Annotated in this window: 14 protein-coding genes; 5 read left to right on the plus strand and 9 right to left on the minus strand. The window is 25.1% G+C overall.

Features of this window, described 5'->3' with window-relative positions:
* Positions 1 to 2: 2 nt before the first annotated feature.
* The gene (locus ALANTH_RS06175) at positions 3 to 599 is read right to left on the minus strand and encodes a Crp/Fnr family transcriptional regulator (protein WP_026804345.1); all 597 of its coding nucleotides are present in this window, start codon (positions 597 to 599) and stop codon (positions 3 to 5) included.
* 115 nt (positions 600 to 714) lie between these two features.
* Between ALANTH_RS06175 and ALANTH_RS06180 the strand changes: the two genes are divergently transcribed.
* Entirely contained in the window at positions 715 to 1,596 is an 882-nt protein-coding gene (locus tag ALANTH_RS06180) for a DMT family transporter (protein ID WP_026807777.1), read from the plus strand.
* 3 nt (positions 1,597 to 1,599) lie between these two features.
* Here the strand turns inward: ALANTH_RS06180 and ALANTH_RS06185 are convergent, their stop codons facing one another.
* Positions 1,600 to 1,941 carry a winged helix-turn-helix transcriptional regulator gene (locus tag ALANTH_RS06185; RefSeq protein WP_026804347.1) on the minus strand — a complete coding sequence of 114 codons (342 nt, stop codon included), beginning with the start codon at positions 1,939 to 1,941 and terminating at the stop codon, positions 1,600 to 1,602.
* Positions 1,942 to 2,080: 139 nt separating this feature from the next.
* Between ALANTH_RS06185 and ALANTH_RS06190 the strand changes: the two genes are divergently transcribed.
* Positions 2,081 to 2,605 (plus strand): NAD(P)H-dependent oxidoreductase, encoded by a 525-nt coding sequence (locus ALANTH_RS06190; protein ID WP_026807778.1) that lies wholly within the window; start codon positions 2,081 to 2,083, stop codon positions 2,603 to 2,605.
* 33 nt (positions 2,606 to 2,638) lie between these two features.
* Here ALANTH_RS06190 and ALANTH_RS06195 read toward each other — a convergent pair whose 3' ends face one another.
* Positions 2,639 to 3,463, minus strand: a complete 825-nt coding sequence (locus tag ALANTH_RS06195; protein WP_026807779.1) for an alpha/beta fold hydrolase — start codon at positions 3,461 to 3,463, stop codon at positions 2,639 to 2,641.
* Positions 3,464 to 3,552: 89 nt separating this feature from the next.
* Between ALANTH_RS06195 and ALANTH_RS06200 the strand changes: the two genes are divergently transcribed.
* Together ALANTH_RS06200 and ALANTH_RS06205 are read left to right on the plus strand one after the other, a co-directional pair.
* Complete coding sequence (locus ALANTH_RS06200) at positions 3,553 to 4,131, plus strand: TetR/AcrR family transcriptional regulator (protein WP_034236798.1); 579 nt, start codon at positions 3,553 to 3,555, stop codon at positions 4,129 to 4,131.
* A gap of 47 nt (positions 4,132 to 4,178) precedes the next feature.
* Positions 4,179 to 6,380 (plus strand): endonuclease MutS2, encoded by a 2,202-nt coding sequence (locus ALANTH_RS06205; protein ID WP_026807781.1) that lies wholly within the window; start codon positions 4,179 to 4,181, stop codon positions 6,378 to 6,380.
* Here the strand turns inward: ALANTH_RS06205 and ALANTH_RS06210 are convergent.
* From ALANTH_RS06210 to ALANTH_RS06220, 3 genes are all read right to left on the minus strand, one after another.
* Positions 6,367 to 7,662, minus strand: coding sequence for a hemolysin family protein (locus ALANTH_RS06210; protein ID WP_026804352.1), 1,296 nt, complete (start codon positions 7,660 to 7,662; stop codon positions 6,367 to 6,369). The genes ALANTH_RS06205 and ALANTH_RS06210 overlap by 14 nt on opposite strands.
* Positions 7,663 to 7,759: 97 nt before the next feature.
* A complete protein-coding gene (locus ALANTH_RS06215; protein ID WP_026807782.1) occupies positions 7,760 to 10,627 on the minus strand; it encodes a DUF748 domain-containing protein in 2,868 nt (955 codons plus the stop codon).
* Positions 10,624 to 11,412, minus strand: a complete 789-nt coding sequence (locus ALANTH_RS06220; RefSeq protein ID WP_026804354.1) for an ABC transporter ATP-binding protein — start codon at positions 11,410 to 11,412, stop codon at positions 10,624 to 10,626. Before ALANTH_RS06220 ends, ALANTH_RS06215 begins: the two co-directional genes overlap by 4 nt.
* A 145-nt stretch (positions 11,413 to 11,557) precedes the next feature.
* Here ALANTH_RS06220 and ALANTH_RS06225 point away from each other — a divergent pair, with 145 nt between their 5' ends.
* Complete coding sequence (locus ALANTH_RS06225; protein WP_026807783.1) at positions 11,558 to 12,538, plus strand: diaminopimelate dehydrogenase; 981 nt, start codon at positions 11,558 to 11,560, stop codon at positions 12,536 to 12,538.
* Positions 12,539 to 12,569: 31 nt separating this feature from the next.
* Here ALANTH_RS06225 and ALANTH_RS06230 read toward each other — a convergent pair whose 3' ends face one another.
* From ALANTH_RS06230 to argF, 3 genes are all read right to left on the minus strand, one after another.
* On the minus strand, positions 12,570 to 13,580 hold the full coding sequence (locus ALANTH_RS06230) for a coiled-coil domain-containing protein (protein ID WP_026807784.1): 1,011 nt from the start codon (positions 13,578 to 13,580) through the stop codon (positions 12,570 to 12,572).
* 150 nt (positions 13,581 to 13,730) lie between these two features.
* Positions 13,731 to 15,098, minus strand: coding sequence for an oxygen-independent coproporphyrinogen III oxidase (hemN, locus tag ALANTH_RS06235; RefSeq protein ID WP_026807785.1), 1,368 nt, complete (start codon positions 15,096 to 15,098; stop codon positions 13,731 to 13,733).
* A gap of 4 nt (positions 15,099 to 15,102) precedes the next feature.
* The gene (argF, locus tag ALANTH_RS06240) at positions 15,103 to 16,032 is read right to left on the minus strand and encodes an ornithine carbamoyltransferase (RefSeq protein WP_026804358.1); all 930 of its coding nucleotides are present in this window, start codon (positions 16,030 to 16,032) and stop codon (positions 15,103 to 15,105) included.
* Positions 16,033 to 16,049 lie beyond the last annotated feature (17 nt).

Genomic DNA, 16,049 nt, shown 5'->3' on the forward strand with positions numbered 1-16,049 from the left:
AATTACTTAAATTTTTTTCTTATTCTACTTAAATGAGTAGGAGATATACCTAGATAAGAAGCAATTTGGTATTGGGGTATTCTTGAAATGATATGTCCAAATTCATTTTTAAATCGTTCATATCTTTTGTGTGCATCTTCTAAAACTAAAGAAAGACCAGTATCATCTTTATGTAATACCCAATGTTTTTCTAAATAAAAAATATGATACATTTTTATATCATCATATTTCATCAAAAGCTCTCTATATTTATTATGATTTATATCTATTACAATAGAGTCTTCTATTGCTTGAACAGCTGAATTTAAAGGTTTTTTATACAATAATGCAACCATAGGACCATAAAATCTAGTTTCCCAAAAAAAACTTTTTGTATATTCTTCTCCATTTTCATTTAAAGAAAATGTCCTAAATAAGCCTTTATATACATAACTTATTTCATTTACTTCATCATATAAATCAAAAGCATATTCATTCTTTTTTATATATTTAATTTTACATATTTTTTTAAATTCTTCCCATGATTCATTTGAAATAGGATAATAAGAGCTTAAAGTGTCTCTTAAAGAATTAAAAATTTCATTATCAGTTATATTCATATTTCTACTTAGTAAGTTTTTTTACTAGGATACAAAAAACTATTTAAAAAATCAACCTATGTAAATGAATAAAAAAAATTGTTTCAATAATATTTCATAAAAAAAAGGAGATACGATGCAAAAAAATACAAACGCACATCTTTTAATATTATTTGCAACTTTTTTATCTGGTGGTTCTTTTATAATTACGCAAAAATTAACAGGAGGAATAAGTCCATATTCTATAACATTACTTAGGTTTACAATTTCATTTTTAATTCTTTTACCTTTTGTATTTATGAAAAAAGAGTATAGAAAAAATCTTCTATCTACTTTTAAAAGAGCTATGATTATTAGCTTCTTTTATGCAGCTTTCTTTATAGGAATGTTTATTGCTTTAGAATATACAACAGCATTAAATACTGGTACTATTTTTACTTTTGTACCTTTAATAACAGCAATATTTTCTATATTTGCTTTTGGTCAAAAAATAGCTTTAAGAAAATATTTTATATATTTTATTGGTATTATAGGTACATCTTTGGTAGTATTCAAAGGTGATATAGATATGTTTTTTTCTTTATCACTTAACAAAGGTGATATTATATTTTTTATTTCAATTATATTTATAGCTTTATATTCAATTTCTGCTAAATATTTTTATAGAAAAGATGACAATATATTGGTTCTTGTATTTATGACTTTGGTTGGAGGTTCTATTTGGATGGCTATGGCTATTTTTATTCTAAATATTTCTTTAGAATGGGATAAAATAGATAGTAAACAATTTTTATATATAGGATACTTAAGTATAGCAGCAACTTTAATAACTGCATATTTATATCAAAAAACGAATATTGTATTAGGACCAAAAAAAGTTATGGCATATACTTATTTAACTCCTGCAACTATTGCTCTTTTATCTTTTATTTTTGAGTTTAAACTTATAAATATTTGGATGTTTATAGGGATTTTAATATCTTCATTAATAACTATTGTATTATTAAAAGGAGAGTAGAGCTTAATTTATAATAGCTCCCATATCTTTTGCATATTGTTCACCCCATTTACTCATCATATCAAATACTTCGAGTAATCTTTCTCCATGGATTGTTAAAGAGTATTCAACTTTTGGTGGTACTTCGGGGAAAACAATTCTATTTACTAAAGCAACTTCTTCTAAAGCTTTTAATTTTCTACTTAAAGTTCTTTGAGAAATATCACTTATCTTTTCTGATAATTCACTAATTCTTAATGGTTTTGTAGATAGATTCCAAAGAATTAAGAACTTCCATTTGTCATCAGCTAAATCCATAGGAATTTGGCTTGGACATTCATATTTTATTCCATTTAATTCAATCATTAAGAGCCTTTAATAAATTTTTATTTAAAATAAGTATATCAAAAAATCTAGAATAATGCAATTCGGACAATAAAGTCTATACTTGACAAAAATGTCTTAATTGGATAATATTCTAAAATTTTAAAAAAAAGGTCTAAGTATGAAAAAAATATTAATTAATGTTGTTCATCCAAAACTAAATAGTGAATCAAGAGTAAATAAAACTTTAGTTGAATTTGCCAAAAAAGAACAAAATATAACAATCAACAATCTTTATGAAAAATATCCAGATTTTAAAATTGATGTAAAAAAAGAACAAGAACTATTACTTGAAAATGATGTTATAGTTTTCCAATTTCCTATGTATTGGTTAAGTTCTCCAGCACTTTTAAAAGAGTGGTTAGATATGGTTTTAGAATATAATTTTGCTTTTGGTGAACATTATAGATTAGAAAATAAAGTTTTAGCAATAGCTACAAGTGTTGGAAGTGGAATAGCTCAATATAATGCAAATGGAAGTAATAAATTTACAGTTGAAGAACTTTTAAATTCATTTGAAGCAACAGCAAATTATGTAAGAATGAACTATAAAAAACCTTTTGTTACTTATGAAACTTTTGTTATAAGTGATGAAAAACTACAAGAATCAGCAGAAAATTACATAAATTATTTACAAGAACTATAAAAATATAAACAAAGAGAATAATCTTTTCTTTGTTTATAAAATTCTATAAAAATCTATTAGTATTTTAGTGAGTTTTTCAGGCTGTTCTTCTGATATATAATGTCCACAATTTTCCATAACTTTAGTTGTAACTTGATTAGATATTTTTTGCATAGCAACTCCTACTTGTTCTTTCAATGCAAATTCACCACCAATAGCTAAGATTTTTATATCTAGTTTTGAAGTTAAAACTTTATTTTGTTTCGCACTTTCTTGAAAATATCGATAATACTCAAAGCCATTTTTCATTTTATCTTTATATGCTAAATAGTAGTTTTGTATATCTTCTTCATTTATTGCATCTTTTATGTAAGATTTCTTATTAAAATACCAAGAAATGTACTCTTTTTCTCTACCTTTTACTAAAAATTCAGGTATTTCTTCAACACTATGAAAGAAAAATTGCCAGATTTTATTTGTATTTTCTAAACAAAAAAGTTCATCTGGTATAAGCCCAGGTATTCCTGCATCTATGATAGTTAAACTTTTTAAACTTTCTTTAAAATATATACAATAAGTCGTTGCAACCCAAGCTCCAATATCATGTCCAACTAAATGAAATTTTTCTATTTTAAGCTTTTTTACAAATTCGTTTAAAATTGTAGCTATATTCTTTGTATCATAACTTTTTGCAACACTACTATTTCCAAGTCCTGGTAAATCTAAAGTTATAACTCTAAATTTTTTAGATAAAACAGGAGTAATTTTTCTCCACATATAAGAAGTTTGTGGCCAACCATGAAGTAAAATTATAGTCTCACCTTGCCCTTCTATATTATATGAAATACATATTTCATCGATATTTGTACTTTTTTGCATACTATCTCCTAATTACTTGACTTAAAGGTCAAATAGAATTTTAATAAAATTTGACTAATAAGTCAAGTTGAAAAATGTTACAATACAAAATGGAAAAAAATACAAGACAAGAATTGATAAACAATACATTTGATGAAATCTACACAAAAGGTTATCAAGGTGCTTCTTTAACGGATATTTTAAAAAATGCAAAAGTACATAAAGGTTCTATGTACCACTTTTTTGAAAATAAAAAAGAGATGGCAATAGCTTCAATAAAAGAGAAAATTTATGAAAAATTTGTACAAAGATACTCTACAATTTTAGAATTAGAAAAGGATTATTTAGAAGCTTTTATTGAAAGTTTAAAAGATACTTCTTCAAGAGATTTCAACAAAGGTTGTCCAATAGCAAATATTATACAGGAGATGTCAAATATTGATGAAGATTTTAAAGTTTTGATGAAAGAGATTTATGAAGCTTTAAAAAACAATATAAAAAATATTTTAGATAAAGCAGTTGAAAAAGACGAAATTAAAGAGTGTGATACAAAAAAACTTAGTTTATATATTGCTTCAACATTAGAAGGTGCTATTTTATCTGCAAAAGCCAGTGGAAATATACAAGATTATCTTGATGTAATAGATATTTTATCTTCTTATTTGCTAAGTTTAAAAAACAGTATTTAAAATATATTTTCATAAAAACATTAAGACCTTTTAGATACAATTCGCTCATGGAAAATTTAATTAAAAAACTAGACTTAAATGACTATATAACAAGCTTTTCAAAACTTTTTGCTAGAGAAAAATCTATAATTTTAGAAGGTGATATAAATATTCACTACAAAATTATAAGTGAATTATCAAAATACAATATTAATCAACCTTTAAATGTAGAAAATTTAGATTCTCAACTTATGCATATACAAAAACAAGGTGTTTTAAGAGTTTATGAAATTTATGAATTTATAAAGATAATAAACTATTTTTTATATTTAAAAAAATTCAATTTTGAAGGAAAACTTCTTGAAATGATGGATAAAATCATCATTCCAAGTGATATTTTAAAAATTTGTGAATATTTTGATGATAAAGCAAATTTAAAAGAAGGAATTGATGAAGACTACGACAATATAAAACAAGCTCTTTATAAAAATAAAGAAGAGATAAAACAAAATCTTTATAAAATCATAAATTCTTCAAAAATAAAACCATATTTAGTAGATATGCAAGTTCATTTTATTAATAGTGAAGAGTGTTTATTAGTTCGTGGTGGTTTTAATCATGTACTTAGTGGAAGTGTAATTGACAGATCAAATGCAGGTTTTTTCTATGTTGTTCCACATAGTGTTAGTGATTTGAAACAAAAACAAAATGATTTAAAGAATAAACAAGAAGAAATTTTATTTAAACTTTGTAAAGAAATATCACATATTTTTGAAAAGAATCTACTATTTTTAAAGTTTATAAATAAAGAATTTGACAAATTTGATCACTACCAAGCTAGAATATTTTTCTCTAAAATTGGAGATAAAAATTTTATTTTACCTTCAAAAAATGGTGAAAATAGACTTGTTGATTTTTGTCATCCAGCTTTAAGTAATCCAAAACCAATAACTATTGATTTTTCTAAAAGTGTTATTATGATAACTGGAGTTAATGCTGGTGGAAAAACTATGATGTTAAAATCAATTTTAAGTTCAATTTTTCTATCAAAATATTTACTTCCATATAATGCACATAAAAGTACAGTCGTAAGCAATTTTAAATCTATAAATGCAGTTTTAGATGACCCACAAAGTGTTAAAAATGATATTTCAACATTTGCTGGAAGAATGGTAGAGTTTTCAAAACTTTTTGAAGTAAAAAATGCAATAGTTGGAGTTGATGAAATAGAGCTAGGAACTGATTCAGATGAAGCTGCAAGTTTATTTAAAGTAATAATTGAAGATTTAATAAAAAATGATATAAAAATCATCATAACTACTCACCATAAAAGACTAGCAGCACTTATGGCTTCAAATCCAGATGTTGAGTTGATAGCTGCTTTATATGATGAAGAAAATCAAAGACCTACTTATGATTTTTTACAAGGAACTATTGGAAAATCTTACGCATTTGAAACAGCTTTAAGATATAAAATTCCATTAGGAGTTGTAAAAAGAGCAAAAGAAGTTTATGGAGAAGATAAAGATAGATTAAATGAATTAATTGAAAGAAGTAGTGAATTAGAAAGAGAATATAAACAAAAGATAGCAAAACTTGATGAAGAAATATCTAATATGCAAAGAATTTCAAATAATTTAAAAGATCAGAAAGAAAAACTTGATGAACATATTTATAGTGAGAAATCAAAACTTCATAAAGAGTACAAAGATGCAAGAGAAGAAGCAAAAAAAGCTATAAAAGCAAAACTTATAAAAGAATCTCATCAACATCTAAATATTTCTCATAAAAAAGTCCAAGAAATACAAGTTGAAAAAATACAAGAACCTATCGAATTTAAAGTAGGGGATAGAGTAAAATATAGAAATACTAAAGGAGCTATTGTTTCTATAAAAGGGAATAAAGCTTTTATTGAAAATGATATGGGTATGAAAGTTCAAGTTCAACTTAGTGATTTAAGTAGAAGTGGAAATCCTCCACCAAAAATACCTACAAAAAAAGCTATTGTAACTGTGCAAAAACCTGAAACTGGAAGTATAAAATTAGATTTACATGGACAAAAAGCAGAAGAAGCTATCGAAAATCTTGATAAATTTTTAAGTGATGCATTACTTGCTGGATTTGAAGAAGTTTTAGTATATCATGGAATTGGTACTGGAAAACTAGCTTTTGCAGTAAAAGAATTTTTAAAAAAGCATCCAAGAGTAAAAGGTTTTGAAGATGCACACCCAAGTAGTGGTGGATTTGGAGCTAAAGTTATAAAACTTTAGCTTCAATCTCTTTTTTTTGACATAATATTCTTTTTATACGATTATTTTCTACTTCTAAAATTTTGTATATACAATCTTTATCTTCTATAGTTTCACCTTCTATTGGTAATCTTCCTACAATATTTATAATTCTTCCACCAATAGTTACAGAAAGTTCTATTTCATCAAAACTAATATCTAAAATTTCTTCAACTTTTTCAATATTTACCATACCATCTAATTCATAGTTATTTTCATCTATTTTTTTGATAGTTTCTTGTTTTGGATCATGTTCATCTGTTGTTTCACCAATAATCTCTTCTAAAATATCGTCCATAGTAATCAATCCAGAAGTCCCACCATATTCATCAATAACTAACGCTAAATGAATTCTACTTTTATTCATTCTTGTTAAAATGTTTGAAATAGATGTATTTTCTGGAACCATAATAATTGGACGAACAAAATTTGACATATCTATTTCTTTACCTTCTAAAGCATTATTTAGTAAATCTCTAGTATGTATCATACCTGTGATATTGTCTTTTCCTCCATGGCAATACGGATATCTTGTAAATCTTGTTTTTACAATTCTTTCCATATTTTCTTCTAAAGTTCTTTCAGAATTTATACAAATCATATCTCTTCTTGGAGTCATAATCTCTTTTGCAACTGTTTCAGAAAAATCAACTGCATTTTTAATAATTTCACTCTCAATAGAATCAATATGTCCACCTCTAAAACTTTCATTTACAATAATTCTAAGTTCTTCTTCAGAATGAGACAACTCATGCTCTGTTGCTGGTTTCACTCCAAGCATTCTAAGAACAGATGCTGCAACAATATCAAAGAAACGAATTAATGGATAAAAAACTATCCAAAATATATATAAAGGTCTTGCAATATATAAAACCATAACTTCAGCTTTTGCAATAGCAATAGATTTTGGAACAATCTCTCCAAAAACTACATGTAAAAATGTAACAATAGCAAATGCAATTACAAAGCTAACAGTATGTAATAAAACAGGGTTATTCGCTAAAAAAGTAAAATTTGATTCTATAAGTTTAGCAAGAGCTGGTTCACCTATCCAACCTAAAGCAAGAGAAGAAAACGTAATTCCAAGTTGAGTAGCACTTAAATAAGTATCAAGAGAGTTAGACATTTTTAGTGCTAAAATTGCACCTCGTCTGCCTTGTTTAACAAATTCTTCTAATTTTGTTTTTCTAACTTTTACAATAGCAAACTCTGAAAGAACGAAAAAACCATTTAAAAACACTAAAAATAGTGCAACAATCAACATCAATACGGACTGTATATCGGGATCCAAAAAAATTCCTTTTTAGTAAAATTATAATTTAATTAGAAATATAAGCTATAAAAACTTAATATTTGCTTGATTATTTTATTTTTTCTATATTCAAATCAATATTTTTATTTGACTTTGCTATATTAAAATCAATAATAACTTGTTTTTCATCTATAGATTTTTCTTTTACTAAATAATCTTTTATATTTTCAACTCTTTGTTTTCCAGTACTTCCTTTCTCCTTTTTAGTATCAAAAGATGGATAAATTTTTATAGCAAATTCACTTTTTTCTTTTAATATAATTGCAATTTTATCTAAAGTCTCTTTTTGAATAGGAGTTATTTCGCTTTCATTTAATTCAAAGTTTACACTTTTTATCTCATCTTCACTAAAATTAAATAAAGAACCAATTAATGAGAATGGTGATGTCACTGCTTTTGTAATAAGATTAATAAGTGCTTTCCATACAATAGAACCAACTGAAAATTGTGGATCATCAACATTTCCTGAAATAGGAAGATTTATATCTATTGTATTTGAAGAATCCTCTAAAAGTGCAATAGCCAAATCAAGAGGTAAATTCATGGCATCAGGACTTTCAATTTTATTTCCTAACTCTATTTTTTTGATAAGAATATTGTTTTTAGCTTTTAAATTTGATTCAGTAATATTATAATTTAAATCTAACTCTAATTTTCCATCTTTTATTTCACGTCCTACAAACTTAGCTGTATATGGAGTAAAACTTTTCATAGAAATATTCTGAAATTTCATATTTACATCAGTTAAAATTTTAATATTATTTGGATTCACAATTCCAGTTATTTTTGCAACTCCATACTCATCAACTACACCTTTTATTTCAAGATTTGAAGTACTATTTTCTTTATTTTTAACTTCAGAAACTGTTCCATTTAATTTTGAAATAGTCGTCTTAAAAGGAAGAGGAAGATTTTTGTCTTCAAAATCAAAATTCATATCTTTAATATCAACTGGACCTAAAACAAATCTAAAAGGTTTTTTATCTACTAACTTAGTACCTTCTTCTATTTTTATTTCTTCTTCTTTTATTTTATTAGATTTTGGTAATATTATAGATAAATGAGGATTTGTTAAAGCTGTTTTTTCTATTTTAAAAAATGTTTCTTTACTTATCAATTTCTTTAAATTCAAATCTATATTTTTTGCTTCAATTTTAAGATTTGATTCTAAGTTTTCAACTTGTATTTTTGGGTCTTTATATTTAATTTCTCCAATAAGAAGAGTATCTTTTTTATATTTAAGATCTGCTAGTTGTAAATTTGCACTTTTAGTATCCACTTGTATGCTATTTGTTGCATCAAAAAAGTTTATATCTGATTTTGTAAGTTCACTACCTTTTAGTGAAATATTATTTGTTTTATCTAATAAAAAATTATTAGCTTTTAAATTTATATTCTTTGAATTTATTGATATTTTTGAATTCAATTCTTGGAAATTAAAATCATTTGTTTTTAAATTTGCTACATTAAATGAAATATCATCAAAAATAGATAATTTTGATAAGTTTAAATCAATATTTTTAGAAACTAATTTAATTTTTGAATTGTTTTCATTAAATTCTAAGCCATTTTTTGAAATAGCTATATTTCCAACATCAGTTTTTCCATTTTCTACTTTTAAATTATTTACTTTTATATTTGTTTTATTTGAATTTACATTAAAATTATTTTTAGTATCTTTATAATTTACATTTGAAGTTGATAAATTTGCATTATCTAAAAGAACTAAACTATCAACTATATGTAAACTATCAGCACTTAAATTTATAGCTTTTATTGTTAAGTTTGAATTATTTAAACTATCAATAAGATTATAATTTCCACTTAATTTAATATCCGAAAGATTAATAATCCAAGGTTGTTGCTCATCATTATTTATATCTTCTTGCGACTGAGTAGAACTATTTACTAAATTTGCAAAATTTATTCCACTTTTATCCAAGCTCATCTTTGCAACTAAATCTTGTATAAGTATATCTTCTAAATTTATAATTTGTGAATTGAAATCAAAGTATATTTTTTTAATATCAAGTTTATTTAAAGTAGCTATCTCTTTATTGTTTTGATTTAATTTTACATTATTTATATCAAGTAAATCTGTACTTAATTGCATTTTAAATCCATCTTTTAACTCAATATTATAGTTTAAAATCAAATTTAGATTTGCTTCTTTATTTAACTCAAAATTAAAAAGTTTTTTATCAAAATCTAAAATCTCTTTTATTTTTAAATCTTTTATATTTATTTGTCCATATGCTTCAAATGGATCTAGTTTTATTCCACCACCAATTTTTACAAAACTATTTTCATTTAGTATAAACTCCAGATTATTTGATGAAAGTGAATTTTTATATGTTCCAAAATCATAAATAGTATAATTAATATCTTTTAAATTTAGAGCATATTTTTGTTCATCAACTAAACTTCTATAGTCTATGTAGGCATTTTTTAATACAATCTTTGAAATAAGATATTTTATAAATTCTGTTGAATTATCTTCTATATTTTCTATTTCTTCTACTTGGTCATTATTACTATCTTTTAATAGTTCTGTAATATTGAAGATTCCTTTTTCTTTTTCTATAATATTTGCATAAATTCCATCAAGAGTAATATTTTTTACACTTAAATATCTTTTTTCAATAGATTTAAAAGGAGCAAATTGTAAAGAAAAGTTATCAAATGAAATTACATATTCATCTATTGATTCATCAACTAAAGCAAAATGATCTACTTCTATATATAAAGTCAAAGGATTAAAATATATTTTTTCAATTTTTGTCTTTGTTGTAAGAAGTTCATCTAGATTTTTAATAATTTGATTTTTAGCAATATAAGGAACTAAAAAAAATCCAGCAAGAGTATAAACTACAATTAAAGATATTAAAGTATAAAAAATAATTCTTAAAGTTTTCATAAAATCTCTTCGATGAAGTATCTATTATTTTTTTCTTTAATTGTAAGCTCTGTATCAAAAGTAATACTTAAATTCTCACTAGTTAAAATATCTTCTTTTTTCCCTATTTTATAAATTGTATTATTATAAATTAAAGCAACATTTTCTATTTCTTCAAAAACTTCTTCAAGGTGATGAGTTACTATTATAATTGTTGAATTTATAGAAAGTTTTTTTAATGTTTTTATAAAATTTATTTGAGCTTTTATATCCAGTCCAACTGTTGGTTCATCTAAAATAAATGCTTTTGGATCATGTATTAAAGCTCTACCTATTATACATTTTCTTAATTGTCCTGTACTCATAGCAGATACTTTTTTATATCTTAAATCTTCAATCTCTAAAAAAGCCATAACTTCTTTTGCTTTTTCTATCTGCTCTTTTGTAAAATCTTGATGAGTAAAAATTCCAACAGAACTATAATATCCACTTAAAACAACTCCAAAACCATTTAGATATCCAGCTTCTCTTTCAAAAGTATTATGTAAATCATTAGTAATTATTCCTAACTCTTTTCTTAATTCAAAAATAGAATATCTACTTTTACCAAAAATCTCTTTTTTAAACTCTTTTGTATGTCTTGGATAAATTTGTGATTGAATTAACTTCATTAAAGTTGATTTTCCACTTCCATTTGCACCTAGTATTGCAAAGTGTTCTTTATCTTTAATTTTTAGATTTAAATCTTTTAATATTATATTCTCATCGTATCCTACATCTATATTTTCAAAGTCAATTATATACATTTTATATCCTTATTTAGGGGCTTGTTTATTTTATAATAAATAAACTAACTATTTAATTAAGCATTTTAATAGTACAATTTTCCCGAAATTTTTTTGTTTGATCTACATACAAAAAAACTTACTACTTACAAAAGGAGCGTTTAGCATGAATAATCAAATTAAAGTTGCAATTGTTGGATACGGAAATTTAGGAAGAGGTGTTGAACTTTCTATTTTAAAAAATCCTGATATGAGTTTAGTGGCGGTTTTTTCAAGAAGAGACCCAAAAAGTGTAACTACGATAAATACTCCTGTATATTCTTTAGATAATATTTTAGATTTTAAAGAAAAGATAGATGTTTTAATTTTATGTGGTGGTTCAAAAGATGATTTACCTATTCAAGGACCAAAATATGCAGAGCATTTTAATGTAGTAGATAGCTATGATAATCATGCTGAAATCCCAGCATACTTTGCAAGTGTTGATAAATCTTGCCAAAAAAATAAAACTATAGGAATGATTTCAATTGGTTGGGATCCTGGAATGTTCTCAATAAATAGAATCTATGGAGAAGCTCTTTTACCTGATGGTGATACATATACATTTTGGGGAAAAGGTTTAAGCCAAGGACATTCTGATGCAATAAGAAGAGTTGAAGGTGTAAAAGCTGGAGTTCAATATACAATTCCATCTAATGAAGCTATTGAAAAAGTAAGAAGTGGAATTAGACCAAATTTAACTACAAAACAAAAACATGCAAGAGAGTGTTTTATTGTATTAAAAGATGGTGTAGATGCTAAAAAAGTGGAAAATGAAATAAAAACTATGCCAAACTATTTTGAACCTTATGATACTACTGTAAATTTCATAAGCCAAGAAGAGTTTGACAAAAATCACAATACAATGCCTCATGGAGGATTTGTAATTAGAAGTGGAAAATCAAGCGACAATGTAAATCAAGTAATTGAATATGCTTTAAAACTTGATAGTAATCCAGAATTTACTGCTAGTGTACTTGTTGCTTATGCAAGAGCTACATATAGAATGTCTAAAAAAGGTGAATTTGGAGCAAAAACAGTATTTGATGTAGCACCAATTCTTTTATCGCCAAAATCTTCTCAAGACTTGATAAAAGAACTTTTATAATTTATTAAACTAAGGCTTTTGCCTTAGCTTTTTATATAGCAATTCCTTGCATTTTTATATCTATTTTATGATTTAATTCATCTAATCTAAACTCTTTTTGTTTTATTTGTGTTTCAAGACTAGTAATAGTTGTACCTTTTAATGATATTGTATTATTTAGACTATCTAAAATATCTTCTTTGATTAAAACCTGAGATATCAAATCGTCTAAATCATTCTCTTTTTGTTTTATTCTATTTACAATATCGTTTAAAGCATGATATTGTTCAGCTAATTTTAGACTTAATTCCTCTAACTCAATCTCTTTTGAAGCAACTTGAGTATTTATATCAAGTAAATTTTGATTTCTTATATTTATTTGATTATCTAAATTTTTTAAATCTTCTTCATTTAAATTATTAATGGTATTTGATATTTTTTGAGGAGCATAATCCATTTTTAAAATTTGTGCAACAAATTTAAGCCTTTCAACCATATCTTTTTTTTGCATTCTTGCATTTCTTCCAAGTTTAAAATCAAACATTGAAAAAATAGCATGAGCATGTGGAGTTAAGACTTTATTAAATTCATTTATATTAACCAATATTGTAAAGTCTTCATTTTTTTTACCATTACTACTATCTGAAGTAATAAACCAATCATTTCCTTTTTTTAGGATATTTTTATTAGGATAGTAATTTCTACCATCTTTTTGAAAATATCCTTCATCTTTATGTATTGTAAGATTTATTAATTCATGTCCCCCAAATTTCTGTTTTAATTCAAAAAATAAATCAATAATATCATCTTCTTGATGATCTTCATTTATTGATATTATTGCCTCTTGAAATAAATTAAAAATAGCACTTTTTTGCATATTTTGTTTTATTTTTTCTTTATAAATATTTTGTGCTTTTGACAAGAACTCATCATATTCATAAAATTTTTTAAAATAGTTATTACTACAATTTACAATAATTGCACAGCTAAATCCATTCAACCTTTGAGTATGAATATCTGTATTTTGTGTTACTTTATCAACACTAAAAGAAGCTTTTCCCATAATTTAATCCTTATTGTTTCCTGTGGTGCTACATAGCACTATTAATTCTAACTTAAAGTATCTTAAAAGTTTGCTTAAAATAAAAAAATAATTATAAGAATTTGTAAAATATAGGTAATAAAGTAAAGATATAATCTTTACTTTATGTTTTTAAATAGTTTTTGAGAATCTTCTTTTATCTTCAGGAATTTTATTTAGATATGCATCAAATGGCATACAAATATTTCTTATTAGCATAGTTCCAGTGGGAAAAACTTCAATTTTTTCATCATTTATTTTTATAAGTTCTGCATCTTCAAACTCTTTTAATAAAAGTAGGGCATCACTAAAATAATCTTTAAAATTTATTTTAAATTCATTTTCAACTCTTTTTATATTTAAAGAAAAGTTACTCATAAGCTCCATAATAACAAATTGTCTAAGAATGTCATCATCTGAAAGCTTATATCCTTTAAATACTGGTAAATCACCATTATCAATAGCTTTTTCCCAAGAATCTAAATCTTTAAAATTTTGTGCATAATAATCAACACCATTTCCAATAGAAGTTAGTCCAATACCTATTAAATCTGCACCACCTTTAGTTGTATATCCTTGGAAATTTCTATGCAGTTCACCTTTCTCAATGGCTTTAAACAGTTCATCTTCTGGCTTAGCAAAGTGATCCATTCCTACCATTTTATAACCATTTGATATAAAAAAGTCTATAGTATCTTTTAACATTTCAAGTTTAACTTCTGGAGTTGGAAATGTTGTTTCATCAAATTTCCTCATAGTTTTCATAAGCCAAGGAACATGTGCATAATTAAATACAGCAAATCTATCTGTATTTAATGTAACCATTTGTTCTAAAGTCTTCTTAAAACTTTCTCTTGTTTGATATGGTAAACCATAAATTAAATCTGTATTTATAGAGTTTATTCCAGCATTTCTTGCAATATTTATAACATTTTGTGTTAGTTGAAAAGGTTGTATTCTATGAATAGTTTTTTGTACATCCTCATCCAAATCTTGAACTCCAAAACTAAGTCTATTACAGCCTCCATCTTTTAGAACATTCATATGTTCAACTGTAAAAAATCTAGGATCTACTTCACAAGATATTTCAGCATCAGAACTAAAGTTTGGGAAAATCTCTTTTATAGCAATAATTACTTCCTTTAATTGAGAAGGAGAGAAGAATGTTGGAGTTCCACCACCAAAGTGCATTTGAGTTACAACTCTTTTTGTATTTAAATGGTTTTTTAGTATATTTAACTCTTTTTTTAAATATTCAATATATTTCTCTTTTTTATCTTCTTTTGAAGTAAATATCGTATTACAACCACAAAAATAACAGGCACTTCTACAAAAAGGCATATGAATATAAAGAGATAATGCTCTTTCATCACTTTGGTTTTTATAAAACTCTTTTAAATCTTCTTGTGTAAAACTTTCACTAAACTCAGGAGCAGTTGGATATGAAGTATATCTTGGTCCTGGTTTTGAATATTTTACAAATTTTGCAAAATCTATCATTTAATTATTTCTCATCTCTTTTTCTATCTAGCCAAACCATAACAGCTTTTTGTGCATGAAGTCTATTCTCAGCTTCCTCAAAAATACGACTTTGACTTCCTTCAAGTACACTTGAGCTCACTTCATATTCTCTATAAGCTGGTAAACAATGTAAAAATATTGCATTTTCTTTTGCTAATTTCATCATATCTTCATTAACCATATATCCAGCAAAATCTTTTATTCTTTTCTCTTTTTCAGCCTCTTGTCCCATTGAAATCCAAGTATCAGTTGTAACAACTGTAGCATCTTTTACAGCTATTTTTGGATCAAAGCTAATAGATATTTTTGCACCACTTTTTTTAGCTTCATTTAAAGCATTTTCTAAAACATCACTATCTACTTGATAATCTTTTGGAGTTGCAATTCTTAATTCAAATCCAAGTTTAGCTGCAAGATTTAACCAAGAATGTGCCATATTATTACCATCTCCAATATAAGCAACAACTAAATCTTTATCTAAACCTTCTTCCATAATTGTAAGATAATCAGCTAATAATTGAACTGGGTGAAATTTATCTGTAAGTCCATTTATAACTGGAACTTTAGAATATTTGGCAAAATCTTCAAGTTTTTCTTGCTCAAAAGTTCTAATCATTACCATATCAACCATTCTTGAAATTACTCTGGCTGTATCACTCATAGGTTCACCACGACCTAGCTGAATATCATTTGATGATAAAAACAATCCAATTCCACCTAGTTGATAAATACCAGTTTCAAAAGATACTCTTGTTCTAGTAGAACTTTTTTCAAATATCATACCTAAAACTTTTTTAGGCATATAATCTTTAAATTCTCTTCTTTTTGTTTCATCTTTTATCTGTCTTGCTAAAGAAAGTATTTCTAAAATCTCATCTTTTTTATAGTCAATTAAGCTTAAGAAGTGTCGCATAATGATTTCCTTATATT

Source organism: Aliarcobacter lanthieri (assembly GCF_013201625.1).
Taxonomy (GTDB): domain Bacteria; phylum Campylobacterota; class Campylobacteria; order Campylobacterales; family Arcobacteraceae; genus Aliarcobacter; species Aliarcobacter lanthieri.